Source organism: Stenotrophomonas sp. VV52 (genome assembly GCF_002893095.1).
Classification (GTDB): domain Bacteria; phylum Pseudomonadota; class Gammaproteobacteria; order Xanthomonadales; family Xanthomonadaceae; genus Stenotrophomonas; species Stenotrophomonas aracearum.
Map to the genome: position 1 here is coordinate 179228 of NZ_PKQQ01000002.1, position 22610 is coordinate 201837.

General features: G+C 68.5%; 27 protein-coding genes and 1 other RNA gene. 9 read left to right on the top strand and 19 right to left on the bottom strand.

Annotated elements, in window-relative coordinates:
* Positions 1-98 precede the first annotated feature (98 nt).
* Positions 99-917 (top strand): NAD(P)-dependent oxidoreductase, encoded by an 819-nt coding sequence (locus tag C2U58_RS06810; protein ID WP_102945450.1) that lies wholly within the window; start codon positions 99-101, stop codon positions 915-917.
* Positions 918-1034: 117 nt separating this feature from the next.
* Here C2U58_RS06810 and C2U58_RS06815 read toward each other — a convergent pair whose 3' ends face one another.
* Positions 1035-1907 (bottom strand): ion transporter, encoded by an 873-nt coding sequence (locus tag C2U58_RS06815; RefSeq protein WP_102945148.1) that lies wholly within the window; start codon positions 1905-1907, stop codon positions 1035-1037.
* 64 nt (positions 1908-1971) lie between these two features.
* On the opposite strand from C2U58_RS06815, the gene C2U58_RS06820 reads away from it, so the two are divergent.
* Complete coding sequence (locus C2U58_RS06820) at positions 1972-3201, top strand: acetylornithine transaminase (RefSeq protein WP_102945149.1); 1230 nt, start codon at positions 1972-1974, stop codon at positions 3199-3201.
* Positions 3202-3219: 18 nt separating this feature from the next.
* On the opposite strand, the gene C2U58_RS06825 is transcribed toward C2U58_RS06820, so the two are convergent.
* Positions 3220-3834, bottom strand: a complete 615-nt coding sequence (locus tag C2U58_RS06825; protein WP_102945150.1) for an HAD-IA family hydrolase — start codon at positions 3832-3834, stop codon at positions 3220-3222.
* Positions 3835-3947: 113 nt separating this feature from the next.
* Between C2U58_RS06825 and azu the strand changes: the two genes are divergently transcribed.
* Positions 3948-4406, top strand: coding sequence for an azurin (azu, locus tag C2U58_RS06830; RefSeq protein WP_102945451.1), 459 nt, complete (start codon positions 3948-3950; stop codon positions 4404-4406).
* Between the two features lie 71 nt (positions 4407-4477).
* Here azu and hemL read toward each other — a convergent pair whose 3' ends face one another.
* Together hemL and thiE are read right to left on the bottom strand one after the other, a co-directional pair.
* Positions 4478-5770, bottom strand: coding sequence for a glutamate-1-semialdehyde 2,1-aminomutase (hemL, locus tag C2U58_RS06835; protein ID WP_102945151.1), 1293 nt, complete (start codon positions 5768-5770; stop codon positions 4478-4480).
* On the bottom strand, positions 5767-6414 hold the full coding sequence (gene thiE / locus C2U58_RS06840) for a thiamine phosphate synthase (RefSeq protein WP_102945152.1): 648 nt from the start codon (positions 6412-6414) through the stop codon (positions 5767-5769). The genes hemL and thiE overlap by 4 nt, the downstream gene beginning before the upstream one ends.
* Before the next feature lie 72 nt (positions 6415-6486).
* On the opposite strand from thiE, the gene C2U58_RS06845 reads away from it, so the two are divergent.
* Positions 6487-6678: a rubredoxin gene (locus C2U58_RS06845; protein WP_070207325.1), complete on the top strand. Its 192-nt coding sequence runs from the start codon at positions 6487-6489 to the stop codon at positions 6676-6678.
* On the opposite strand, the gene C2U58_RS06850 is transcribed toward C2U58_RS06845, so the two are convergent.
* From C2U58_RS06850 to C2U58_RS06885, 8 genes are all read right to left on the bottom strand, one after another.
* Complete coding sequence (locus tag C2U58_RS06850; RefSeq protein WP_102945153.1) at positions 6675-7520, bottom strand: SirB1 family protein; 846 nt, start codon at positions 7518-7520, stop codon at positions 6675-6677. The two genes, C2U58_RS06845 and C2U58_RS06850, sit on opposite strands and share 4 nt — an antisense overlap.
* A gap of 74 nt (positions 7521-7594) precedes the next feature.
* Positions 7595-8050 carry a DUF192 domain-containing protein gene (locus tag C2U58_RS06855; RefSeq protein ID WP_102945154.1) on the bottom strand — a complete coding sequence of 152 codons (456 nt, stop codon included), beginning with the start codon at positions 8048-8050 and terminating at the stop codon, positions 7595-7597.
* A 48-nt stretch (positions 8051-8098) separates the two neighbouring features.
* Positions 8099-8746: a ribose-5-phosphate isomerase RpiA gene (gene rpiA / locus C2U58_RS06860; RefSeq protein ID WP_102945155.1), complete on the bottom strand. Its 648-nt coding sequence runs from the start codon at positions 8744-8746 to the stop codon at positions 8099-8101.
* A 26-nt stretch (positions 8747-8772) separates the two neighbouring features.
* Positions 8773-9249: an EVE domain-containing protein gene (locus tag C2U58_RS06865; RefSeq protein WP_070207329.1), complete on the bottom strand. Its 477-nt coding sequence runs from the start codon at positions 9247-9249 to the stop codon at positions 8773-8775.
* Positions 9246-9836, bottom strand: coding sequence for a 5-formyltetrahydrofolate cyclo-ligase (locus C2U58_RS06870; RefSeq protein WP_102945156.1), 591 nt, complete (start codon positions 9834-9836; stop codon positions 9246-9248). The genes C2U58_RS06865 and C2U58_RS06870 overlap by 4 nt, the downstream gene beginning before the upstream one ends.
* Before the next feature lie 70 nt (positions 9837-9906).
* A non-coding RNA gene (gene ssrS, locus C2U58_RS06875) (6S RNA) lies at positions 9907-10091 on the bottom strand.
* Positions 10092-10176: 85 nt separating this feature from the next.
* Complete coding sequence (locus C2U58_RS06880; RefSeq protein ID WP_102945157.1) at positions 10177-10473, bottom strand: cell division protein ZapA; 297 nt, start codon at positions 10471-10473, stop codon at positions 10177-10179.
* Positions 10470-10691 carry a TIGR02449 family protein gene (locus C2U58_RS06885; RefSeq protein ID WP_070207332.1) on the bottom strand — a complete coding sequence of 74 codons (222 nt, stop codon included), beginning with the start codon at positions 10689-10691 and terminating at the stop codon, positions 10470-10472. Before C2U58_RS06885 ends, C2U58_RS06880 begins: the two co-directional genes overlap by 4 nt.
* Before the next feature lie 129 nt (positions 10692-10820).
* Between C2U58_RS06885 and C2U58_RS06890 the strand changes: the two genes are divergently transcribed.
* Together C2U58_RS06890 and C2U58_RS06895 are read left to right on the top strand one after the other, a co-directional pair.
* On the top strand, positions 10821-11369 hold the full coding sequence (locus tag C2U58_RS06890; protein WP_102945158.1) for a UPF0149 family protein: 549 nt from the start codon (positions 10821-10823) through the stop codon (positions 11367-11369).
* A gap of 7 nt (positions 11370-11376) precedes the next feature.
* On the top strand, positions 11377-12702 hold the full coding sequence (locus C2U58_RS06895) for an aminopeptidase P N-terminal domain-containing protein (RefSeq protein WP_102945452.1): 1326 nt from the start codon (positions 11377-11379) through the stop codon (positions 12700-12702).
* Positions 12703-13310: 608 nt separating this feature from the next.
* Here C2U58_RS06895 and pepQ read toward each other — a convergent pair.
* The 7 genes from pepQ to rph form a co-directional block, all read right to left on the bottom strand.
* Positions 13311-14636: a Xaa-Pro dipeptidase gene (pepQ, locus tag C2U58_RS06900; RefSeq protein ID WP_102945159.1), complete on the bottom strand. Its 1326-nt coding sequence runs from the start codon at positions 14634-14636 to the stop codon at positions 13311-13313.
* Positions 14637-14718: 82 nt separating this feature from the next.
* Positions 14719-15066 carry a PilZ domain-containing protein gene (locus C2U58_RS06905; RefSeq protein WP_102945160.1) on the bottom strand — a complete coding sequence of 116 codons (348 nt, stop codon included), beginning with the start codon at positions 15064-15066 and terminating at the stop codon, positions 14719-14721.
* Positions 15063-17492, bottom strand: coding sequence for a DUF1631 domain-containing protein (locus C2U58_RS06910; RefSeq protein ID WP_102945161.1), 2430 nt, complete (start codon positions 17490-17492; stop codon positions 15063-15065). Before C2U58_RS06910 ends, C2U58_RS06905 begins: the two co-directional genes overlap by 4 nt.
* Positions 17493-17566: 74 nt before the next feature.
* Positions 17567-18775, bottom strand: coding sequence for a radical SAM family heme chaperone HemW (gene hemW, locus C2U58_RS06915; RefSeq protein ID WP_253256680.1), 1209 nt, complete (start codon positions 18773-18775; stop codon positions 17567-17569).
* 65 nt (positions 18776-18840) lie between these two features.
* Complete coding sequence (rdgB, locus tag C2U58_RS06920) at positions 18841-19434, bottom strand: RdgB/HAM1 family non-canonical purine NTP pyrophosphatase (protein WP_172448094.1); 594 nt, start codon at positions 19432-19434, stop codon at positions 18841-18843.
* Positions 19431-19820, bottom strand: coding sequence for a VOC family protein (locus C2U58_RS06925; RefSeq protein WP_102945163.1), 390 nt, complete (start codon positions 19818-19820; stop codon positions 19431-19433). The genes rdgB and C2U58_RS06925 overlap by 4 nt, the downstream gene beginning before the upstream one ends.
* Positions 19817-20545, bottom strand: a complete 729-nt coding sequence (gene rph / locus C2U58_RS06930; RefSeq protein ID WP_102945164.1) for a ribonuclease PH — start codon at positions 20543-20545, stop codon at positions 19817-19819. The genes C2U58_RS06925 and rph overlap by 4 nt, the downstream gene beginning before the upstream one ends.
* Before the next feature lie 120 nt (positions 20546-20665).
* On the opposite strand from rph, the gene C2U58_RS06935 reads away from it, so the two are divergent.
* The 3 genes from C2U58_RS06935 (at position 20666) to rpoZ (ending at position 22601) form a co-directional block, all read left to right on the top strand.
* A complete protein-coding gene (locus tag C2U58_RS06935; protein ID WP_102945165.1) occupies positions 20666-21526 on the top strand; it encodes a YicC/YloC family endoribonuclease in 861 nt (286 codons plus the stop codon).
* Positions 21523-22185, top strand: coding sequence for a guanylate kinase (gene gmk, locus C2U58_RS06940; protein ID WP_102945166.1), 663 nt, complete (start codon positions 21523-21525; stop codon positions 22183-22185). The genes C2U58_RS06935 and gmk overlap by 4 nt, the downstream gene beginning before the upstream one ends.
* A 116-nt stretch (positions 22186-22301) precedes the next feature.
* On the top strand, positions 22302-22601 hold the full coding sequence (rpoZ, locus tag C2U58_RS06945) for a DNA-directed RNA polymerase subunit omega (protein ID WP_005410877.1): 300 nt from the start codon (positions 22302-22304) through the stop codon (positions 22599-22601).
* Positions 22602-22610: the final 9 nt, after the last annotated feature.

Sequence of the window (22610 nt, forward strand, 5' to 3'; positions counted from 1 at the left end):
TCGCAGCGGTAACCAGGGTGTCACTATCGTCAAGGGGCGGTTAATTGCGCGTAGGCGCGGCATACTGGGCGAATCATGAATTCGCGGGAGTGATCGACATGGCCAGTCTGCAAGGGAAAACCCTGTTCATTACCGGTGCCTCGCGCGGCATCGGCCTGGCCATTGCGCTTCGCGCGGCCCGTGACGGCGCCAACGTGGCCATCGCGGCGAAGTCGGCGGTGCCGAACCCGAAGCTGCCGGGCACCATCCACAGTGCGGCCGAGGCGGTGACCGCTGCCGGCGGCCAGGGCCTGGCGCTGAAGTGCGACATCCGCGAGGAAGACCAGGTGCGTGCCGCGGTGGCGGCCACCGTGGACACCTTTGGCGGCATCGACATCCTGGTCAACAACGCCAGCGCGATCTGGCTGCGCGGCACGCTGGACACACCGATGAAGCGCTTCGACCTGATGCAGCAGGTCAATTCACGCGGCAGCTTCCTGTGCGCGCAGGCCTGCCTGCCGCACCTGCTGCAGGCGCCGAACCCGCACATCCTGACCCTGGCGCCGCCGCCCAGCCTGGACCCGAAGTGGTGGGGGCCGCATACCGGTTACACCCTGGCCAAGATGGGCATGAGCTTCGTCACCCTGGGCCTGGCCGCCGAGTTCGGCCCGCAGGGCGTGGCGGTGAATGCGTTGTGGCCGCGTACGGTGATCGCCACTGACGCAATCAACATGATTCCGGGCGTGGACGTGGGCGGCTGCCGCACGCCGGAGATCCTGGCCGATGCCGCGCATGCGGTGTTGACGCGCGAGGCGGCGGGGTTCAGCGGGAATTTCCTGTTGGATGACGAGGTGTTGGCGGAGGCGGGTATTACCGACCTGAGCGGATACGCAGTGGATCCGTCTCGGCCGTTGTTGCCGGATCTGTTTCTGGATTGATGGGATGGCTGGCACCGCGCGGGACACGCATGGCGTGTCGCTACGCCCATCGGGTCCGACACCAATTCCGCGGCCGCACGCGTAGAGACACGCCATGCGTGTCCCACGTATACCCGATCATGTATTGAACGTCTCCGGCAACGCATGCCCACACCGCCGGCAATACTTCGCCTCCGTTTCATGCCCTTCCAACCCGCACGAGGGGCATCCGCGTGCATCGCGCTTGGCGGCGCGTTCGGCGTCCCGCATCGTATTGGCCAGTTCGGCGGTATAGATGCCGGTCGGCACCGCGATGATGCTGTAACCGATCAGGATCAATACCGAGGTCACGAACCGCCCCAGCACCGTCTGCGGCACGATGTCGCCGAACCCCACCGTCGCCATCGTCACCACCGCCCAGTACATCGCACTGGGAATGCTGGTGAAGCCATGGTTCGGCCCTTCGATCACGTACATCAAGGTGCCGGCAATGATCGTGATGGTGACCACCGTGAACAGGAACAGCAGGATCTTGCGCCGGCTGCGCCACAGCGACTCCATCAGCACGCCGCTTTCTTCGATGTAGCGGGTCAGCTTGAGGATGCGGAACACGCGCAGGATGCGCAGTGCGCGCACCACCAGCAGGCTCTGCGCACCGGGAATGAAAAGCGACAGATAGGTGGGCAGGATCGAGGCCAGGTCGATGATGCCCCAGATGCTGAAGGCATAGCGGAGTGGCCGTTTCACCACCACCAGGCGCAGCAGGTACTCGGCGGTGAACAGGATGGTGAAGCCCCACTCCACCACGTACAGCCAGCTGGCATGTTCGATATGGAAGCGCTGCACGCTGTCGAACATCACCACCAGCACGCTGGCGATGATCGCGTAGACCAGCAGCAGGTCGAAGTTGCGCGAGGGCCGGGTATCGTGCCGGTAAATGATGTCGAACCAGGTCCGGCGCCAGCCGGTCTCGGTCGCGGGGTTGAGCTGGGGGGCGCGGAAGGGGTGCATGGGCCGCATTGTGCCCCAGCCGGTGGAGGGGGAGAATGGAGGCTTTCCCGGACCCCTGACCGCCATGACCGCCGCTGCCCCCGATCCGCTCCTGTCCCTGTCGCATTACTACCTGCCGGTCTACAAGCCGCGCCAGGTGGTGCTTGAGCGCGGCCAGGGCGCCCGCGTCTGGGACACCCAGGGCCGTGAGTTCATCGACCTGGCCGCCGGCATTGCCGTGTGCGGGCTGGGCCACAACGACCCGGACCTGAAGGCCGCGCTGATCGAGCAGGCCGGCAAGCTGTGGCACACCAGCAACGTGTTCTACAGTGAACCGCCGCTACGCCTGGCTGAAGAGCTGGTCACCGCCTCGCGCTTCGCCGAGCGGGTGTTCCTGTGCAATTCCGGCGCCGAAGCCAATGAAGTGGCGATCAAGCTGGTGCGCAAGTGGGCCGCTTCCCAGGGACGCCCAGCCCACCAGCGGGTGATCGTGACCTTCCGCGGGAGCTTCCACGGCCGCACCCTGGCGGCAGTGACCGCCACCGCACAGCCGAAGTACCAGGAAGGCTACGAGCCGCTGCCCGGTGGCTTCCGCTACGTCGACTTCAACGACGAGGTGCAGCTGGAAACGGCGATGGCCGTCGGCGACGTCGCCGCGGTGATGCTGGAGCCGATCCAGGGCGAGGGCGGGGTGATGCCGGCCAAGCCGGGCTTCATGAAGCGCATCCGCGAGCTGTGCGACCAGCACAACGCGCTGATGGTACTGGACGAGATCCAGGTAGGCATGGGCCGCACCGGCACCCTGTTCGCGCACTGGCAGGACGAGGTCAAACCCGACATCGTGACCCTGGCCAAGGCGCTGGGCGGTGGTTTCCCGATCGGCGCGATGCTGGCCGGGCCGAAGGTGGCCGAGGCGATGCAGTTCGGCGCGCACGGCACCACCTTCGGTGGCAACCCGCTGGCCGCTGCGGTGGCCCGGGTGGCGCTGCGCAAGCTGTCCTCGCCGGAGATCGCGCGCAACGTGAGCCGCCAGTCGCAGGCGCTGCGCGATGGACTGGGGAAGATCAACGACGAGTTCAAGGTGTTCGGCCAGGTGCGCGGTCGCGGCCTGATGCTGGGCGCGGTGCTGGACAAGGACTTCGCCGGCCAGGCCGGCGCGATCCTGGATCATGCGGCCGATCAGGGGCTGCTGACGCTGCAGGCCGGGCCGGATGTGCTGCGCTTCGTGCCGGCGTTGAACATCACCGATGAAGAAGTCGCCGAAGGCCTGAAGCGCCTGCGGGCTGCGGTGCAGTCGTACATCGCGTCGCGCTGAGGCGCCACGCAGCAGGGGTCAGGCATCCAGGCCGAACCGGTGCATGAGCTTGCCGAAGCTGCGGCTGTCGTGGGCGGTGTCGGCATGCAGGCCGGCCTGGCGGGCACCGCGCACGTTGACGAACAGGTCGTCGACGAACAGGGTGTGGGTGGGGCGTGCGTTGAGCCGCTCCACCGCGTGAAGGAACACGGTCGGGTGGGGCTTTCGCCCGCCCAGTTCGCCGCTGCACAGGATGCGGCCGTCCAGCGCTGCGGCAAGGCCCGGCAGGATCTGCGGAATCGTCTTCGCCATCAGCGCGCCGTTGTTGGTGAGGATTGCGATCGGCAACGCGCCGGCGATGCGTTGCACGCGCTCGATCACGCCGTGTTGGGGCGGTGACGCGGCGATGCGTGCGGCCTGCCACTGCGCGACGCTGATCTGCGTACCGAGCGCGGCGCTCAGCTCCTGCAGGTAAGCGCCGCTGTCCATGCCCTCGTCATGGCGCCGCTCCAGTCCGCTGTCGAACAACGCGGCCTGCACCTCCGCGGGCGTACGCCGGCACGCTTCGGCCAGGTGACGCACGCGCAGGTGCCGTGCGTAGTTGACCAGCACGCCGTCGAAATCCAGCAGCAGGCACTCCAGGGCGACGCGCATGGTGTCCGTTGTCGGTGCAGTAGCGGCTGACGTTACCGCATTGGACGCCGTTGCTGCGACATCGCGTCGCACCTCGGTCACCGCGTGCCTGCCTAGAATTGCAGTGCCTGATGATGGAGATCGCCGTGAAACTGCTTGTTCCCGTGTTGCTCGCTGGCCTCGCCCTGGCCCCTGCCGCGCAGGCGCGCATGTGCGCGGTGAACCTGGACAGTACCGACCAGATGAGCTTCAGCCAGAAGGAGATCAAGGTCGCCGGCGACTGCACGCAGGTGAAGCTGACCCTGCGCCACACCGGCAAGCTGGCCGCCACCGCGATGGGGCACAACTGGGTCCTGACCCGCACCGCCGATTACCAGCCGGTGGCAATGGCGGGCATGCGCATGACCCTGGCCGACAGCTACCTGCCGAAGAAGGATGCACGGGTGCTGGCGCACACCGCCGTGATCGGCGGCGGACAGACCACCAGCGTCACCTTCTCCACCGCCGCGTTGCGCAAGGGGGGCGATTACACCTTCTTCTGCTCGTTCCCCGGGCATTTCGCGATGATGAAAGGCAAATTCGTCTTCGGTTGAGGTGCAGCCACGCAGGGCGTGGCTCTACCTCGTAGCGACCGGTAGTGCCACGCCCTGCGTGGCACCCGCGATCAACCCGCCTTGACCACCTTGAACGCCTCGCGCGCCGCGTCCAGGGTCGCGTCGATGATCGCGTCGTCATGCGCGCTCGACAGGAACCCGGCCTCATACGCCGACGGCGCCAGGAACACGCCACGCTCCAGCATGGCGTGGAAGAACCGGTTGAACGCCGCGATGTCGCAGGCCGTTGCCTGCGCGTAGGTTTCCACCTTCTGATCAGTAAAGAACAACCCGAACATCGCGCCCACCTGGTTGGTGGTCACCGCCACGCCGGCCTCGGCCGCCGCCGCTTCCAGGCCCGCGCACAGGCGCGCGCTGGCGGCGGAGAGTCGGTCGTGGAAGCCCGGTGCCTGCACCAGTTCCAGCATCGCCAGGCCCGCAGCCATCGCCACCGGGTTGCCGCTCAGCGTGCCGGCCTGGTAGATCGGGCCGGCCGGCGCGATCTGCGACATCAGCTCGCGGCGGCCACCGTAGGCGCCCACCGGCATGCCGCCGCCGATGATCTTGCCGAAGGTGGTCAGGTCCGGGGTGATCCCGTAATGCGCCTGCGCGCCACCCAGGGCCACGCGGAAGCCGGTCATCACTTCATCGAAGATCAGCACCGCGCCGTACTGCGTGCACAGCGCACGCAGGTGCTGCAGGTAACCGTCGCGCGGCAGAATGCAGTTGGCGTTGCCCACCACCGGTTCGATGATCAGGCCGGCGATGTCCGCGCCCTGTTCGGCGAACAGCGCGGTGGCGGCCTCGAAGTCGTTGTAGGGCAGGGTCAGGGTCAGCTCGCTCAGCCCCGCCGGCACGCCCGGCGAGGTCGGCACGCCCAGGGTCAGCATGCCGCTGCCGGCCTTGACCAGGAACGAGTCGCCGTGGCCGTGGTAGCAGCCTTCGAACTTGACGATGCGGTTGCGGCCGGTGGCACCGCGCGCCAGCCGGATCGCCGACAAGGTCGCCTCGGTCCCGGAGTTGACCATGCGCACCATCTCGCACGACGGCACCAGCCGGGTCAGGGTCTCGGCCATGGTCACCTCGGCCGCGCACGGCGCGCCGAACGACAGGCCGTTGTTGATCGCCTGCTTCACCGCCTGGCGCACCGTGGCGTGGTTGTGGCCGACGATCATCGGGCCCCACGAGCCCACGTAGTCGATGTAGCGGTTGCCATCCACGTCGTACAGGTACGGGCCGTCGGCGCGTTCGACGAAGAACGGCTCGCCGCCCACCGACTTGAACGCGCGCACCGGCGAGTTGACGCCGCCCGGCAGCAGGGCCTGGGCGCGGGTGAACAGGGCGTGGGACTGGTCGTGGTTCATGCGGAAGGTTCCTGGAAACGGGCGAGGTAGGCGCGCAGCGTGGCCACCGGGTCGGCGGCGGCGAACACGCCGCTGACCACGGCCAGCAGGTCGGCGCCGGCGTCGATGAGCGGGCCCACATTGTCCGGGCTCAGCCCCCCGATCGCCACCCGTGGCACGCCCAGTGCGGCGCTTTGCCGCAGCAGGTCCGGGTGGGCGCGGCTGCTGGTGACCTTGGTGGTGGTCGGGAAGAATGCGCCGAAGGCCACGTAGCTGGCCCCGGCGGCCACCGCGCGCTCGGCGTTGCCCAGCTGGTCGTAGCAGGACGCACCGATGATGGCCTGCGGGCCGAGCAGGGCGCGCGCCGCGCCGACGTCGCCGTCGGTGCCGCCCAGGTGCACGCCGGCCGCACCGACCGCCAGCGCCAGTGCCGGGTCGTCGTTGATGATCAGCGGCACCGCGTGCGCGGCGCACAGCGCCTGCAGGGCCCGCGCCTGTTCGTGCCGCAGGTCGCTGCTGGCGGTCTTGTTGCGGTACTGCAGCCAGGTCGGGCCGGCCGCCAGCAGGGGCTCGACCCGCGCCAGCAGGCGGGCGGTGTCGGCGTCGTCGGGGGTGATCAGGTACACGCCGCGCACGGGCGCGGACGGGGAAGCAGGGGCTGTCATCGATGGCTACCGGTAGCGCGGCGGGAGTGGGACAATGGCCTATGACCGTACTGTCCAACGCCTGATTATCCGATGACCGACGCCACCGCCACCACCTTCCGCACCTGGATGTGCGTTGTCTGCGGCTTCATCTACAAGGAGGCCGACGGCCTGCCCGAAGAGGGCATCGCCCCGGGCACCGCGTGGGAAGACGTGCCCGACACCTGGACCTGCCCGGACTGCGGCGTGACCAAAGACGATTTCGAAATGGTCGAGATCGACTAATGTAACCGCGGTACCCGGCCACCCATCTCGATCAGCTTCTCCCGGACCCACTGCGCGTCATTGGCCTGGCCATTGCGCTGCAGGTACAGCCCCAGGTCGTGGCGGGCGCCGGCTTCGTAATCCAGCTGCAGGTACGCCAGCCCCCGATCGCGCAGGGCGTCGTCCTGCTCCGGCGCCAGCTTCAGCAGGCGATCGGCACTGCGCGCGGCGCGGTCCCATTCGCTGCGCTCGGCATACACCCCGTGCAGGTTGCGCAGCATGCGCATCAGGATCGCGCGCGCCGGCGCCGCGTCCAGGATCTGCGCCAGCACCTGGTCATCCGGCGTCTCGCCGCCGAGGTGCGAACGCGCGCGTTCGCGCAGCTCTTCCACGTCCAGCGGCCGGCCGCCGTTGAACGGGTCCATCACCAGCATCCCGTCATCGACCGGCAGCCGCACCAGGAAGTGCCCCGGGAACGACACCCCGTCCAGCGGAATGCCCAGGCGTCGTGCCACTTCCATCTGCACCATGGCCAGCGAGATCGGATTGCCCAGGCGGCGTTCGAACACCTGGTTGAGGTAGCTGTTGCGCGGGTCGTAATACTCGCCGTGGTCGCCGCCATAGCCAAGCTCGTCGAACAGATGGCGATTCACCGCCGCGATCTTGAGCGGCCAGTGCGCGATGGTGTCCACCTCGCTGCGCAGGTGGTCGGCGTGGCTCTGCACCAGCGCGTCGTAGACCTGCGGGTCCAGGTCGGGGTACTCGTCGCGCGCGATCAGCAGGGCCGTGGGCAACAGCGGCAGCGCCTCGTCGTCCAGTTCGGCCAGGGAGTCCCACGCCGGCAATGTCATGTGCCCCTGCATGGACACAGACTGGCGACAAACGCGGTGCGATTCAAGCAGTGCGGCGTGAAAACAGCGCCGCCACCGCAGGGCGTTCAGGGCTGGTCGGCGATGCCGGGGCCGAAGGTGAGCTGGGCCCCGTCCTGCAGGCCCAGTTTCTCGGCCTGGCCGGCATTGAGCTCCAGCACGTAGCGGGCCGGGCCGCTGCTGGGGTAGGGCGGGCAGCGGTCGCCGGCCGAACACGGCGGCACGTCGCGCTGCTGGCTGACCAGGCGGCGCTGGTCATCGAAATACAGGATGTCCAGCGCGATTTTGGTGTTCTTCATCCAGTACGCCTGCAGCTCCTGGCGCTCGTGCAGGAACAGCATGCCGTGGTCGGCCGGCATCTCGTCGCGGAACATCAGCCCTCGTGCGCGCGATTCGTCAGTGGTGGCCAGTTCGACCTGGTAACGGGCACCGCCCAGTTCCACCCAATGGCTTGCGCCGGTGCTGGCGCAGCCGGACAAGGTAAGCAGCAACAGCAACGGCAACAGCAGGCGCATCAAGCGCATGGGCAGACCCTCGGGCAGGAGCCGGCACGGGCGTGCCGGCGGGGGTTATCAGAACACCTTCGGCGGTTCGCCGCCAACAATCACCACGTCGGCCGGGCGGCGCGCGAACAGGCCCACGCAGACCACGCCGGGCAGCTGGTTGAGTTCGCGTTCCAGCGCCACCGGGTCGGTGATCTGCAGGTGGTGGATGTCCAGGATCTGGTTGCCGTTGTCGGTGATGACGCCTTCGCGCCAGGCCGGCTGGCCGCCGGTCATGTCCATGATCCGGCGTGCGACCAGGCTGCGTCCCATCGGAATCACTTCCACCGGCAGCGGGAAGCGGCCCAGTACCGGCACCTGCTTGCTCGGGTCGACGATGCACACGAAGCGCTCGCTGGCCTCGGCGATGATCTTCTCGCGGGTCAGTGCGGCGCCGCCGCCCTTGATCAGGCACTTGTTGCCGTCGCACTCGTCGGCGCCGTCGACGTACAGCGACAGGTTGCCGGTGTGGTTCAGTTCCATCACCTCGATGCCGTGCTGGCGCAGGCGCGCGGTGCTCTGCTCGGAGCTGGACACGGTGGCCTTGATGCGGTGCTGGATGCGGGCCAGGCCGTCGATGAAGTAGGCAACGGTGGAGCCGGTGCCGACCCCGACGATCATGCCGTCTTCGACGTATTCCAGGGCTTTCTCTGCGGCGAGGCGTTTGGCTTCGGACATGGCGGGAAACTCGTACGGGAAAGGGGTCAGTGCTTTTCGAGCGACAGCAGCAGCTTCCACTGCGCGGCGGTCACCGGGATGATCGAGAGGCGGTTGCCGCGCGCGGTAAGCGCGAAGCCTTCGCCCAGGGCGTCGGCATGCAGCTTGATCTCGTCCAGCGAAATGGTGTCGCGCAGCTTGCGCTCGAAAGCCACGTCCACCAGCAGCCAGCGCGGCGTTTCGCGGGTGGCCTTGGGGTCGTAGTAGTCGGATTTCGGATCGAACTGGGTGTCGTCCGGGTACGCTTCGGTCGCGACCGTGGCCAGCCCGACGATGCCGGGCACCTTGGTGTTGGAGTGGTAGAACAGGATGCCGTCGCCGACCTTCATGCCGTCGCGCATGAAGTTGCGCGCCTGGTAGTTGCGCACGCCGTTCCAGGGTTCCTGGCCCACGCGCTTGAGGTCGTCGATGGAAAAGGCGTCCGGTTCGGACTTCATCAGCCAGTAGCGCTTGCGTGCGGTCATTCGGGATCGTTCGGTACGGGGAAATGGGTGGCAGCGTCGGTACAGATCGCATCCACGCCGACGTCCCACGGCTGCACCGGCAGGTCGTCGACCTGCTGCACCGAAAAACCGACGCCCACCAGCCACGGCGGGGCCGGGCGCTGCTGGCGGAATGCGAAGCTGCGATCATACCAGCCGCCTCCCATGCCGAGCCGCCGGCACAGCGTGTCGAAGCCTACCAACGGCGCGGCCACCAGCGTCATCTGCGCCGGCGCCAGCGTGTCGGCAATGGCAATGTCGGGTTCGGGAATGCCGAAGCGGTTGGCGGTCAGCGGCTGGCCCGGGCGCCACGGCGCGAAGCGCAGCGTGTCGCCGTCCAGCACCGGCAGGCAGTAGCGCACGCTGTCGGGCAGGCGCATCTGCCAGCGGTGCAGGGCGATCTCGCCATCCAGCGCCCAGTACCCGGCCACGTGGCCATGGGTGGGCGCGAAGGGCAGGGCAAGCAGGGCATCGGCGAGCTGTTCGGCGGCGGCCAGGCGCTGCGCGGCGGGAATGTCTCGGCGGCGTTGGCGCAGCTGCTGGCGCAGTGCGGAGCGCGGGTCGGTCATGCCTGGGTCCGTTGGGGCCGGATAAAACAAGAGCGACGTCCCGATGGAACGTCGCTCTTGCAGGAATACTGCATTCTCCGCGGTGACGATGCGTGCGAAACGACCTTGAACCCGGGGTTCAAGTGGGTACGCTGGGACTCCTTCGGGCTTCCCGCTACAAGGCGGACCTGCACTCCCGGCGCCGTCGCGCACCCGTGGTCGTAATTAAGGGACAAGGCGAATGTTTGCACACGCCGTCGTTCACAGCAGAGAACGCGAGGCCATTATAGCCAACGCGCCGAAATCGGATACCCCGTTCGTCGGTTGGATTACAGGCCAATTCAGAACAATGAAGGACGGATCACGCGCCGTCGATGGCGCGGTCCAGGCGCCTGTTCAGATCGGCAAGCGTCTGCTGCAGGGCCACCGCCTGGCGCGCGTGGTCATCCCGCAGCTGCTGCAGTTCATGGGCCAGGTTGAGCGCGGCCAGCACCGCGATGCGGTCGACCGCAGCCATGCGGTTGCTGCCGCGGATCTCGCGCATCTTGGCATCGAGCAGGCGCGCGGCGGCGGTCAGGCTTTCGCGTTCGTCCGCGCCCACGCCCACCGTGTACTCGCGGTCCAGGATGCGGACGCTGACCGGTTCGTTCTGGCTCATGTGTGCTGCTCCAGCGATTTGAGCCGGGTGATCATCGCTTCCACCCGGGAGCGGGCCTGCTCGTTCTTGGCCAGCAGCTGCGAGCGCTCGTTGACCAGCGTCTCCTGCTGGTGGCGCAGGCTGCGGTTCTCCTCGGCCAGGCGCTGGTTGCGCTCCAGCAACGCCTCTACCCGGGCGGCAAAGGCCTGCAACTGGGCGATGGCATCGGAAGGTTCCATGTCCGGCACGATAGGCAAGGGGACTGGAGCCGGTCAAGCGAATAATGAACACCGGCGGATTGATACACTGTGGCGCTGCCACCCCGGGGTCGCCGGCTGTCCCGGCGCCCCACCAGATCGAGCCTTGAAATGACCGAACTTCCGAGTGTCAACGACGTGAACCAGGCCAGCCAGGCGGCCGGCCTGGGTGCCAATGCAGCCGAGCTGCACGGCGGCCTGTGCGGCTGGCTGTCGGCCGGCGGCGCACCCGTGCGCGAATGGCCGGCGCGGGTGCTGGCCGACGACAACGCGCCTACGCCGGTCGACGGCGATGCGCTCGACCAGCTCCGCGTTGCCAGCGTGGCGCAGCTGGAAGACCGCGACTTCGCCTTCGAGCTGCTGCTGACCGACAGCGAGGACACCGCCGCGCAGGCCGACGCGCTGTTCACTTGGGCGCGCGCGTTCCTCGGCGGTTTCGGCCTGGGGTCGGGCAGCAAGCGGCCGACCCTCTCCGAAGAAGGCGAAGAAGCGCTCACCGACCTGGCCAAGCTGGCCCAGGCCTCCAGCGAGGACTTCGAAAGCGGCAACGACGACGACGAAGACGCGCTGGCCGAGATCGAAGAGTTCATCCGCGTGGCGGCACTGCTGCTGCACGGCGACTGCGTGATGGCCGCGCGCCACCGGCAGCGCCTGAACTGAGATGGACATCCACGCGTTGACCGGCATTTCCGCCGCCGAGTACTTCGGCCGCCGCCAGCAGCTGATGGAGATGGCCGGCGATGACGCCATCCTGGTGCTGCCGGCCGCCTCCGAGCGGGTGCGCAGCCTGGACACGCATTACCCGTTCCGGCAGGACTCGGACTTCTGGTACCTGAGCGGGTTCCCGGAACCGGACGCGGTGCTGGTGCTGATCCCGGGCCGCCGCCACGGCGAAGTGATCCTGTTCTGCCGCGAGCGCGACGCCGAGCGCGAAGCCTGGGACGGTGCCCGCGCCGGCCAGGAAGGCGCGGTGGCGCAGTACGGCATGGACGATGCCTACCCGATCGACGACCTGGACGACATCCTGCCGGGCCTGCTCGAGGGCCGCTCGCGGGTGTACTACCACTTCGGTCGCGACGCCGAGTTCGACCTCAAGTTGATCGGCTGGGTGAACCGCGTGCGCTCGCAGGTACGCCACGGCGCGCAACCGCCGCACGAGTTCCTGGAACTGGGCCACCTGCTGCACGAACAGCGGCTGTTCAAGTCCGACGCGGAAATCGCACTGATGCAGCGCGCCGCCGACATCACCGTGCAGGCGCACCGCGCCGCGATGCATGCAGCGCGACCGGGCATCCACGAGTACGAACTGCAGGCCGACCTGGAACGCGTGTTCCGCGCCAACGACGCGTGGGCGGCGTACGGCAGCATCGTCGGCACCGGCAGCAACGGCTGCATCCTGCATTACCGCGCCAACAACGCGCGCAGCCGCGACGGCGAACTGGTCCTGATCGACGCCGGCGCCGAGTACCGTGGTTACGCCAGCGACATCACCCGCACCTTCCCGGTCAACGGCCGCTTCAGCGCCGAGCAGCGCGCACTGCACGACCTGGTCGGCGCAGCGCAGGCGGCCGCATTGGCCCAGGCGCGACCCGGCGTCGCCTACGAAGCCGGCCACCTGGCCGCCGTGCAGACCCTCACCGAAGGCCTGCTGCGGCTCGGCCTGCTCAAGGGCACGCTGGAAGACAACATCGCCGAAGGCCACTATCAGCGCTTCTACCGCCACAAGACCGGCCACTGGCTCGGCCTGGACGTGCACGACGTAGGCGACTACCGCCTCGCCGGCGACTCCCGCATGCTCGAAGTCGGCATGGCCTTCACCATCGAGCCAGGCCTCTACATCGGCGCAGACGACACCAGCGTGGAAGCCCGCTGGCGCGGCATCGGCATCCGTACCGAAGACGATGTGGTGATTACCGATGACGGCCACCACGTGTTGACGGCGGGGTTGGCGCGAAGCGCCGACGAGATTGAAGCAGAAATGCAGCGCTCGTAGAGCTGGGCTCTGCCCGGCTGCTCTCTGCATTGCGCCAACGGCAGCGTTTCAATTCATACGTGCAGGGGCGGCCGCCGGGCAGCCCCGCTCCGGGACACGCCGTGAATACGTCCATGTAGGCTGCTAGAAAACATCCATGTTTTCTAGCGTCCCTCCGGGGGCTACCCGGCGGCCGCCCCCATACATGGTCGTGTGCGGTGGGGAAATCAGACACGCATGGCGTGTCCCTACGCGGTGCGCGGCATTGCGATGTGGGTGCGGGACCTTGCGATGGACCCACTTGGGTAGGGTCGGTTCCCAAACGACCGCCGTGAAATCACCCGCGTTCGGTAACGCATGAAAAACATCCGCATGGCAGGGTCGGCCAACGGCCGACACCCGCGTTTCCCTTGGCCACCGACGCACTGCCAAAGGGTCGACCGGGGTCGGTTTGCGGGGGACTCGGCGCCATGGATGGCGTCCGCGTAGCCTACAGGGACGTACTTGCGGCGACCCCGCAAACCGGCACCGGGCGGCCCAAGCCAGGGAAACAGTGCACCTGCGGCTTTTCGCCTGAATCCAACAGCAGCCGGGCAGGGCCCGGCTCTACCGGATGGCGTCGAATGCCGTTACGCCTTCGCAAACTCCGGGCGCGTCAGGTTGTCTGCATCGCCCTCGGTGCACAGCACCTCGTCTTCGATGCGGATACCGCCGTACGGGCGGAAGAAGTCCACGCGGTTCCAGTCGATGCTGTCGGCATGGCCGCGCTGCTTCACCTCGTCCAGCAGCATGTCGATGAAGTACACACCCGGCTCGATCGTCACCACCATGCCCGGCTCCAGCGAACGGGTCAGGCGCAGGTACGGATGACCCTCCGGACGCTCCACCCGGCCGCCCTTGTCGCTCGCCGCAAAGCCCGCCACATCGTGCACCTGCAGCCCGATCAGATGGCCCAGGCCGTGCGGGAAGAACGCCGCGCTCACCCCCGTCGCCAGCGCCGCTTCCGGTGACACCTTCAGCACCCCGAAGTCCTTCAGGATGCCCATCAACGACAGGTGCGCGTCCACGTGCAGCTGCTTGTAGTCCACCCCCGCGCGCACGCCCGCGCCCATCTGCTGCTGCGCCGCGTCGACCGCCTCGATCATCGCCTGGAACTCATCGTGGCCACCCGCCGCATACGTACGCGTGATGTCGCTCGCGTAACCGAACGCGCTCGCGCCTGCATCGATCAGGAAACTGCGCAGCGGCTGCGGCGGCGTACGCCCCAGGTCCGTGTAATGCAGCACCGCCGCATGCTCGTTCAACCCGATGATGTTGCCGTACGGCAGCTCATTGGCGTCCTGGCCCACCGCACGGCAGTACGCCATGTGGATCTCGAACTCGCTCGCCCCTGCACGGAACGCCACCTCCGCCGCACGGTGCCCACGCACACCCAGCCGCTGCGCCTCGCGCATCAGCGCGATCTCGTACGGCGTCTTGTACGCCCGGTGCCAGTCCAGGTAATGGATCACCGGCTCCGGTTTGTTCGGCACGAACCCGCCCAGTGCGCTCTGCGGTTCACCCAGGATCGCGCAGCGCGACGCATCGCGCGGCAGCAACGCCAGCGCCTCGTCCGCCGTGCGGATGATCTCGATGTCGAAATGCGCCACCCACCAGCCGTTGGGCGCGTCCGGCACCACGTGCCAGTAATCGAACGGCTGGTGGAAGATGACCTTCGGCCGCTGCCCCGGCGTGTACACCACCCAGCTGTTGGGCACCTTCGTCAGCGGCAGCCACGCCTTGAAGTTCGGATTCACCGCATACGGATAGTCGCGATCGTCGAACGCCTGGTAATGCAGCGTCCCGCTCGGAATCACCAGATGATCGAACCCCCCACGCGCCAGCGCCTCGTCGGCGCGTTGGCAGAGCACGCGCACGTGCTGGGAATACAGGGCAGCAAAGTCGGACTGGTTCATCGCGGGGGCTCATCAGGCAGTGCGGAATGCAGCCCCTGATTCTGCCGCAATCGGCCAGCGCGTGCTGTGCCGGAACCGGCACTCAGACCGCCGAAGATTCCTCGGCGATCCACGCCCGCAGCTGCTCCTTGTGCTCCCGGCTGAGGGTCAGGAAGCGGAAGCCGGCCCAGCTCTGCCCGGTCACATGGCTGGGCTCGTTCCACAGCAGGTGCACGCCCACGTCCAGGATCTGCGGCTGGCCATTCGCCCCGGGAATGGCAAAGCGCATCTGGTACAGCGCATCCTCGTTCATCGGCACCGAGCACAGCATCAGCATGCCCGTCTCGGAAATGTTGCCCAGCCGCCCGATCACGGCCTCGGCCAGCGTGTCCGTCACCGGCACCTGGTCGTTGACGTTGCGGCGCGGCGCGCGGCGGGTGTCGTCGTTCATGCTTCAGACTCCGCAGGGGTCGACGTGCCGGCCAGCGAACGCAGCGTGCGCAGGGTCGCCTGCCACGCCCGGTCGATCAGGCGGCTCTTGCCTTCGCTGACCAGCCGCGCCTGCCCGTGCGCCATCAACCGGGCCAGGCTGTCCAGCGAATGCTCGGCCACCTTCTGCCCGCGCGGATTCACGAACAGCGCGTTGTCGGTGATCAGGCTGTACCAGGACAGCCGCTGGCGACGCATGTCGCCCTGCTGGTTGGTGGTGAACTCGAACCACGTACCGAACGGAAGCGTGCGCAGCTGGCGGTAGTAGTCCTCCTCGGCCGGGCTGCGCGCCAGCGGCGCCTCGCGCCGGGCCTCGGTGCCTTCGGCCTGCTCGCCCAGCCGCGAGCGCGCACGGATGCGCGCGGTGAGCTCGGTGCGCGAGCTCGCCTCGTCCTCGCCCCCCGGGGTCGACAGGCGCCGCGCGATCGCCGACGCCTCGTCCTGGTGGTAACCCACCTGCAGCAGCGCCGATTCCACCTGCTGGCCCAGTTCGGCATCGCTTTCGGCGCTGCCTGGCGGCTGGCAGGTGACCTCGGCGATGCGCGCCGTTTCCTTCTCGCGCGCGTGCCACTGCTCCGAGCCTTCGCCGTTGCGCAGCAGGGTCAGGGTCAGGACGTCCGACCAGGCCTGCTTCAGCAGCGACTGCACGAAGCGCGGCGGTGCCGCCTGCGCGCACAGCTGTTCGATGCTCGCACCCGCCTGCTGCTTGGCCGACTCCAGCCGTTCCTTGCCGCGTGCCGCTTCCACATGCCGGCGCTCGGCCAGCTCGGCCTTGTGCGCCAGCGCGCGGAAGTGCTGCTGGATCTCTTCATTGGCCGCATCGAAGACCGCCGAGTCGCCTTCGTAGTCGGTGACCACCTTGTCCACCGCACGGTCCAGCTTCTGCACCAGCTGCGGATCGACGTCGTCCTCGCCCAGCCAGTTCGCCCCGGCTTCGGCCACCGCATTGAGCAGTTCGCGCGCCGGGTGCTGGTCGCGCACGAAGAACGCCGGGTCGGACAGCGCCGCACGGGCCACCGGCACCTGCAGCCGGGTCAGCAGGTCCGCCGCCGCCGCATCCGGGCGCACCTCGCGGTGGATCTGCCCGTACAGCATGTCCAGCAGGTCGAAGGTGTCGGTGTCTTTCACCGTCAGGCTGGCCTGCGGGCCGTGCTCGGCGCGCATCTGCGCCAGCAGCGCGTCGTGCAGGTCGGCCATGCTGCGGCGGACCCCCGCGGCCTGCGCCTGCAGCTTGGCCAGCGTGGCATGCACCGCGCTGCTGTCCACCGCCACCGGTGGCAAGCGGCTCGAGTCGGCAGGAGCATCGGCCGCGTCAGCCGCCCCGCCCGGACCCGGCGCGCCGACAGGGTGGCCTGTGCCGGTCGCCGCAGCGGCGGCCGCAAGTCCGGTCGCGCCTTGGGTGTGGCGGGCCGCGTCCAGCAGGTGATGCAGGGCCGACAGCGCTGGCGCGTTCATGTCCGCGCCCGGCCCCGGCGTGCCCATGTCGGGTAGCGGCGGCGGGGTCGCGGTGGAGGCGGGCGCGGCGACCGGGCCGATCGCCTCGCTGGTCATCGCCGCCCAGCTGCCCGCGCCGGCCGACCCGCTCCAGCCGGTGACCGGGCGGTTGGCAGCGCCGCCGGCCGCGTTGTTGCCCGCGCCGCGCTCCGGCCCGGTGACGATGCGCCGGGTGGTGGCCGACCGGGCCAGGTACGGGGTGTAGACCAGGCCGGGCAGCACGCCCTCGTGGGTCAGCAGGATGTTGGCGCGTTCCAGCAGCTCGCCCAGGCGCTCGATCAACTGCCGGTCGAACACCCGGTACAGCGCCAGCTGGGTTTCCAGCCCGAGCGCGAACTCCTCGCCCAGGTCGCGCGCGATCCGGCACAGCACGTTGGGCCCGAACGGCAGGTCTTCCACGTCGAAGGCCGGCCCCGCCGCGAGCACGCCAAAGCGCTGCCCGAGCAGCTGAAGCGCCCCGGCCGAGCGTTGCGACTCGCGCCGGACGATGTCGGCCAGCACGATGTCGCGGTCGATGTCGGTATCGGTGACCAGGGTCAGGGTAGTGGCCGAGACCGGCTGGGTCGGCGCCGGCACATGGCGCACGCGCGGTTCGCGCAGGTTGGCCAGCACCGTGCCCAGCGCGTCCAGGAAGCGCGGCGCGAACTGCGCGTTGATCTCGTGCAGGCGCCGGGTCTGTGCGTAGATGTCGGCCTGGATCTGGCTGTTGCGGGCACGCTCGGCGTCGCGGAACAGCTCGCGCTCCAGCTCGACGATGGTCAGTTTGAGCGGGGTGCCCAGGGTCTTCTCGGCCAGCGCGTGCAGCGCGGCCAGCAGGTGGCGCACGCGCGGCGGCGCGTTGACGCCGGCGAACCGGGTCAGGTCGGGCTGTGATGAAGGTGCGGACGCTGACATCCGTTGTAGGTTCCGGCTCCCCTGAGAGCACAGAATCTACCGGTTTCCCAAGGTCCCCGCCAGAAGGGATCTCCCTACAGGAACAGTTCCACCACATCGTTGGTGAAGCGCCGGCCCAGCTCGGTGGGCTGCACCCGGTCGCCGTCCACCGTCAACCAGCCCCGCTCGACCGCCACCTGCACCGGCGCGGCGATCCGCGCCCGCTCCAGGCCGGTGCGCGACTCGAAATCGCGCAGCGAAAAGCCTTCGTGCAGGCGCAGCAGGTTGAGCATGTACTCGAATGGCAGGCGCCCGGCGTCGATCACCTCGTCGCCACCCAGCGAGGCGGCCGTACCGGCGGTGTCCATGAAGGTCTGCGGATGCTTGTGCTTCCAGCGCCGCAGCACGTTCTGCCCGGCGCCGCTGCTGATCTTGCCGTGGGCACCGGCGCCGATGCCCAGGTAGTCGCCGAAGCGCCAGTAGTTCAGGTTGTGCTGGCTCTGCCGGCCGGGGCGCGCATAGGCGCTGACCTCGTACTGCGCGTAACCGGCCTCGGCCAGCAGGCGCTGGCAGTGCTCCTGCATGTCCCAGGCCGCGTCGTCGTCGGGAATGCCCTGCGGCGGCCGCGCGAAGAACACCGTGTTCGGCTCCAGGGTGAGCTGGTAGTGCGACAGGTGGGTGGGCTGCAGGGCGAACGCGCGTTCCAGGTCATGCTCGGCCTGGGCCAGGGTCTGCTCCGGCAGCGCGTACATCAGGTCGATGTTGAAGTTGTCGTAGCCCGCGTCCTGGGCCAGCTTCACCGCGCGCTCGGCTTCGCCGCTGTCGTGGATCCGCCCCAGTCGCTGCAGCGCGGCGTCGTTGAAGGTCTGGATGCCGAAGCTGATCCGGTTCACCCCGGCCGCGCGGTAGCGGTCGAAGCGGCCATGCTCGGCCGTGCCCGGGTTGGTTTCCAGGGTCACTTCCAGGTTCGGCGCGAAGCGCAGGCGTGCCGACGCCGCCTGCAGGAAGCGGTCGATCGCCTCGGGCGGGAACAGGCTGGGCGTGCCGCCGCCGAAGAACACGCTGTTCACCACCCGGCCCCAGACCAGCGGCAGGTCCTGGTCGAGGTCGCGGATCAGCGCATCGACATACGCCTCGAACGGCAGCTCGCCCTTGGCCTGGTGCGAATTGAAATCGCAGTACGGGCATTTGCGCACGCACCACGGCAGGTGCACGTACAGCGACAGCGGCGGCGGCACCAGCGACACGCCATGGTCGTGGTCGCAGGATTCGCCCGGCAGGTGGTTGCAATGTTCTTCAGACATCTGGGTAGTGCCGGCCGCTGGCCGGCTCCTCGCAATGCGTAGTGCCGGGCTCTGCCCGGCACGGATCAATAAATAACCGACAATTTCTGCTTCAACACCTGCAGCGCCTTGCCGCGATGGCTCATCGCATTCTTCACGTCCGGCGCCATTTCCGCCGCAGTCTGGCCCAGCACCGTGTCCAGGAACAGCGGGTTGTAGCCGAAGCCGTGGCTGCCGCGCAGCTCGTCGAGGATCTCGCCTTCCCAGCTTCCTTCGCAGATCAGCGGCTGCGGGTCGTTGGCGTGGCGCAGCAGCACGATCACCGCGTAGAAGCGCGCGGTGCGGCTGCCGGCGGGAACGTCGCGCATCGCCTCGAGCAGCTTGGCGTTGTTGGCCGCGTCATCGGTCGGGCTGCCCGCATAGCGCGCGCTGTACAGGCCGGGCGCGCCGTCCAGCGCGTCGACGATCAGGCCCGAGTCGTCGGCCAGCGCCGGCAGGCCGGTGCTGGCACAGGCATGCCGCGCCTTGATCAGCGCGTTCTCGACGAAGGTCAGGCCAGTCTCCGGCACGTCGCCCACGCCGAGTTCGGCCTGCGCCACGATCTCCAGCGGCAGGCCGGCCAGCATCGCCTGCAGTTCCTTCAGTTTGCCGGCGTTGCCGCTGGCCAGTACCAGTTTCATCGCTTGGGCTCCAGCAGGTCCCACGTGTTGCCGTACAGGTCGCGGAACACCGCGACCGTGGCGTACGACTCTTCGCGCGGGGCTTCAAGGAATTCCACGCCACGCGCGGTCATCGCGGCATGGTCGCGGTGGAAGTCGTCGGTGTTGAGGAAGAAGCCGACCCGGCCGCCGGTCTGGTTGCCGACCCGGCTGCGCTGCTCGTCGGTGCTGGCGCGCGCCAGCAGCAGCGCCGCGGCGCTGCCGTCGGTCGGGCCGACCACCACCCAGCGCTTGCTGCCCTGGTCGATGTCCTCGATCAGGTGGAAGCCGAGTTTGCCCGTGTACCAGGCGATCGCCTCGTCGTAATCGGCCACCACGAGGGTGGCCAGGGCCAGCCGCCGGGTCACGGCTGCGCCAGCGCGGCCTGCTGCGCCGCGAACAGGTCGTTGATGCCCTTTTCGGCCAGCGCCAGCAGCGCGTCCAGCTCGTCGCGACGGAACGCGTGGCCTTCGGCGGTGCCCTGCAGCTCGATGAAGCCGCCGCCGTCGTTCATCACCACGTTCATGTCGGTGTCGCAGTCGCTGTCTTCGGCGTAGTCCAGGTCCAGCACCGGGGTGCCGCGGTACACGCCGACCGACACCGCGGCCACCGCGCCGAAGATCGGGTTGCGCTTGATGTCGCCGCGCTTGAGCAGGAAGTTCACCGCGTCCACCAGCGCCACGTAGGCACCGGTGATGGCGGCGGTGCGGGTGCCGCCATCGGCCTGCAGCACGTCGCAGTCCAGGGTGATGGTGCGTTCGCCCAGCGCGCCACGGTCGATGCAGGCGCGCAGGGTGCGGCCGATCAGGCGCTGGATCTCCAGGGTGCGGCCGCCCTGCTTGCCACGCGCCGCTTCGCGGTCGTTGCGGGTGTGGGTGGAGCGCGGCAGCATGCCGTACTCGGCGGTGACCCAGCCTTCGCCCTTGCCGCGCAGGAAGCCGGGCACGCGGTTTTCCACGCTGGCGGTGCACAGCACGCGGGTTTCACCGAAGCTGACCAGCACCGAGCCTTCGGCGTGGCGGGTGAAGGCGCGTTCGATGCGCACTTCGCGCAGCTGGTCGGCCTGGCGGCCGCTGGGACGGGGATCGGACATGGATGGCTTCCGGTAAGACGGGGGATGCGGTTCCGCGCCCGGCCGGGAACCGGCAGGCGAGGAGGCTCGAAGAAGGCCGCTAGGGTACCATTCCCCCTTTGAGAGCATCGGAAACCCCGAATGATTCGAAGCATGACCGCCTACGCCGGCGGCGAGCGGGCGACCCCCTGGGGCACGCTGGGGTGCGAGCTGCGCTCGGTCAACCACCGCTTCCTCGAGGTCGGCACGCGCCTGCCTGAAGAGCTGCGCGCGCTGGAACCGCAGCTGCGCGAGCGGATCGCCGCACGGCTGAGCCGTGGCAAGCTGGACCTGGTGATGCGCCTGCGCGCGCCGGAAAGCGGCGCCAGCCTGCAGGTCAACGAGGTCCTGCTGGGCCAGCTGGGCGCGCTGGCGCACCGGCTGACCTCCGACTTCCCCAACCTGCAGGTCAGCTTCACCGACCTGCTGCAGCTGCCGGGCGTGACCCAGGGCGAGGCCACCGACGCCGCCGCCCTGCAGGCCGAGGCCCTGTCGCTGCTTGAGCAGGTGCTGGACGGCTTCGTGGCCGCGCGCGAACGCGAAGGCGACAAGCTGGCCACCGCGATCAGCGAGCGGGTTGACGCGATCGAGCGCATCGCCGCCGAGGTCACCACCCTGATCCCGCTGATCCGCGACGGCCAGCGCACCAAGCTGGCCGCGCGCCTGGCCGACCTGCCGCACCCGGTCGACCCCGGCCGCGCCGAGCAGGAACTGGTGCTGTGGCTGCAGAAGCTGGACGTGGACGAAGAGCTGGACCGCCTGCGCAGCCACATCGTGGAGATCCGCCGCGTGCTCAGGCAGCGCGAGCCGGTCGGCCGCCGCCTGGACTTCCTGCTGCAGGAGTTCAACCGCGAAGCCAACACGCTGGGCTCCAAGTCGGTGGACAGTCGCACCTCCAACGCCGCCGTCGAGCTGAAGGTGCTCATCGACCAGATCCGCGAACAGGTGCAGAACATCGAATGAGCAGCCAGCCCACCCCCAGCGCCGCGCCGGCGCGTGGCACCCTGTACATCGTGGCCGCGCCCTCCGGGGCCGGCAAGAGCAGCATCGTCAACGCCACCCTGGCGCGCGACCCGCAGATCGCCCTGTCGATCTCGTTCACCTCGCGCGCAACCCGCCCGCGCGAGGTGAATGGCGAGCACTACCACTTCGTCAGTGCCGAAGAGTTCGAACGGATGATCGCCGCCGGCGACTTCTTCGAGCACGCCTGGGTCCATGGCGACTGGAAGGGCACCGCCCGGCAGTCGGTGGAACCGCAGCTGGCCGCCGGCCAGGACGTGCTGCTGGAGATCGACTGGCAGGGCGCCCAGCAGGTCCGCCAGACGGTCCCGGGCACGGTCACGGTGTTCATCCTGCCGCCGTCCAAGCAGGCCCTGCAGGACCGCATGCGCAAGCGCGGGCAGGACAGCGAGGCGGTGATCGCCCAGCGCCTGGCGGCCGCCCGCGAGGAAATGCTGCACTTCAACGACTTCGACTACGTCATCGTCAACGAGGTATTCGAGACCGCCGTGGACGAGCTGTGCGCCATCTTCACGGCCAGCCGCCTGCGCCGTGAGTCGCAGAAAGTCCGCCACGCCGGCCTGATCCAGGCCCTGCTGACCCCGGACGGCAACGGCAACTGACTGATTCACAAGGGGCGGGTAGCCGGTCGGCTTGATTTTGTCCAGCCCCGGCCGGTACAATCCGTCCCCTTTCCCTCATTCGATTGAGCAGCCCGCGTCGGCTGCCGGGAGCCCGCATGGCCCGCATCACCGTAGAAGATTGTCTGGAAGTCGTGAACAACCGTTTCGAGCTGGTCATGATGGCGTCCAAGCGCGCCCGTCAGCTGGCCAACGGCGTCCAGGCCACCCTGGACAACAGCGAAACCGAAGACAAGCCGACCGTGCTGGCGCTGCGCGAAATTGCCGCCCGCAAGATCGACAACGCGCTGATCGACGAAGTCGAGAAGGCCGAACGCGAGCGCGCCGAGCGTGAAGCACTGGAATGGGCCGCTGCCGAAGTCGTTGCCGACGAAGACATGTCCAAGAACGACGACTGATCGCGTTCC

What these genes read in the sequence shown, in the direction of transcription:
- C2U58_RS06810 (WP_102945450.1), top strand. Translation starts at nt 99, where the DNA reads ATGGCCAGTCTGCAAGGGAAAACCCTGTTCATTACCGGTGCCTCGCGC.
- C2U58_RS06815 (WP_102945148.1), bottom strand. Translation starts at nt 1,907, where the DNA reads ATGCACCCCTTCCGCGCCCCCCAGCTCAACCCCGCGACCGAGACCGGC.
- C2U58_RS06820 (WP_102945149.1), top strand. Translation starts at nt 1,972, where the DNA reads ATGACCGCCGCTGCCCCCGATCCGCTCCTGTCCCTGTCGCATTACTAC.
- C2U58_RS06825 (WP_102945150.1), bottom strand. Translation starts at nt 3,834, where the DNA reads ATGCGCGTCGCCCTGGAGTGCCTGCTGCTGGATTTCGACGGCGTGCTG.
- azu (WP_102945451.1), top strand. Translation starts at nt 3,948, where the DNA reads ATGGAGATCGCCGTGAAACTGCTTGTTCCCGTGTTGCTCGCTGGCCTC.
- hemL (WP_102945151.1), bottom strand. Translation starts at nt 5,770, where the DNA reads ATGAACCACGACCAGTCCCACGCCCTGTTCACCCGCGCCCAGGCCCTG.
- thiE (WP_102945152.1), bottom strand. Translation starts at nt 6,414, where the DNA reads ATGACAGCCCCTGCTTCCCCGTCCGCGCCCGTGCGCGGCGTGTACCTG.
- C2U58_RS06845 (WP_070207325.1), top strand. Translation starts at nt 6,487, where the DNA reads ATGACCGACGCCACCGCCACCACCTTCCGCACCTGGATGTGCGTTGTC.
- C2U58_RS06850 (WP_102945153.1), bottom strand. Translation starts at nt 7,520, where the DNA reads ATGCAGGGGCACATGACATTGCCGGCGTGGGACTCCCTGGCCGAACTG.
- C2U58_RS06855 (WP_102945154.1), bottom strand. Translation starts at nt 8,050, where the DNA reads ATGCGCTTGATGCGCCTGCTGTTGCCGTTGCTGTTGCTGCTTACCTTG.
- rpiA (WP_102945155.1), bottom strand. Translation starts at nt 8,746, where the DNA reads ATGTCCGAAGCCAAACGCCTCGCCGCAGAGAAAGCCCTGGAATACGTC.
- C2U58_RS06865 (WP_070207329.1), bottom strand. Translation starts at nt 9,249, where the DNA reads ATGACCGCACGCAAGCGCTACTGGCTGATGAAGTCCGAACCGGACGCC.
- C2U58_RS06870 (WP_102945156.1), bottom strand. Translation starts at nt 9,836, where the DNA reads ATGACCGACCCGCGCTCCGCACTGCGCCAGCAGCTGCGCCAACGCCGC.
- C2U58_RS06880 (WP_102945157.1), bottom strand. Translation starts at nt 10,473, where the DNA reads ATGAGCCAGAACGAACCGGTCAGCGTCCGCATCCTGGACCGCGAGTAC.
- C2U58_RS06885 (WP_070207332.1), bottom strand. Translation starts at nt 10,691, where the DNA reads ATGGAACCTTCCGATGCCATCGCCCAGTTGCAGGCCTTTGCCGCCCGG.
- C2U58_RS06890 (WP_102945158.1), top strand. Translation starts at nt 10,821, where the DNA reads ATGACCGAACTTCCGAGTGTCAACGACGTGAACCAGGCCAGCCAGGCG.
- pepQ (WP_102945159.1), bottom strand. Translation starts at nt 14,636, where the DNA reads ATGAACCAGTCCGACTTTGCTGCCCTGTATTCCCAGCACGTGCGCGTG.
- C2U58_RS06905 (WP_102945160.1), bottom strand. Translation starts at nt 15,066, where the DNA reads ATGAACGACGACACCCGCCGCGCGCCGCGCCGCAACGTCAACGACCAG.
- C2U58_RS06910 (WP_102945161.1), bottom strand. Translation starts at nt 17,492, where the DNA reads ATGTCAGCGTCCGCACCTTCATCACAGCCCGACCTGACCCGGTTCGCC.
- hemW (WP_253256680.1), bottom strand. Translation starts at nt 18,775, where the DNA reads ATGTCTGAAGAACATTGCAACCACCTGCCGGGCGAATCCTGCGACCAC.
- rdgB (WP_172448094.1), bottom strand. Translation starts at nt 19,434, where the DNA reads ATGAAACTGGTACTGGCCAGCGGCAACGCCGGCAAACTGAAGGAACTG.
- rph (WP_102945164.1), bottom strand. Translation starts at nt 20,545, where the DNA reads ATGTCCGATCCCCGTCCCAGCGGCCGCCAGGCCGACCAGCTGCGCGAA.
- C2U58_RS06935 (WP_102945165.1), top strand. Translation starts at nt 20,666, where the DNA reads ATGATTCGAAGCATGACCGCCTACGCCGGCGGCGAGCGGGCGACCCCC.
- gmk (WP_102945166.1), top strand. Translation starts at nt 21,523, where the DNA reads ATGAGCAGCCAGCCCACCCCCAGCGCCGCGCCGGCGCGTGGCACCCTG.
- rpoZ (WP_005410877.1), top strand. Translation starts at nt 22,302, where the DNA reads ATGGCCCGCATCACCGTAGAAGATTGTCTGGAAGTCGTGAACAACCGT.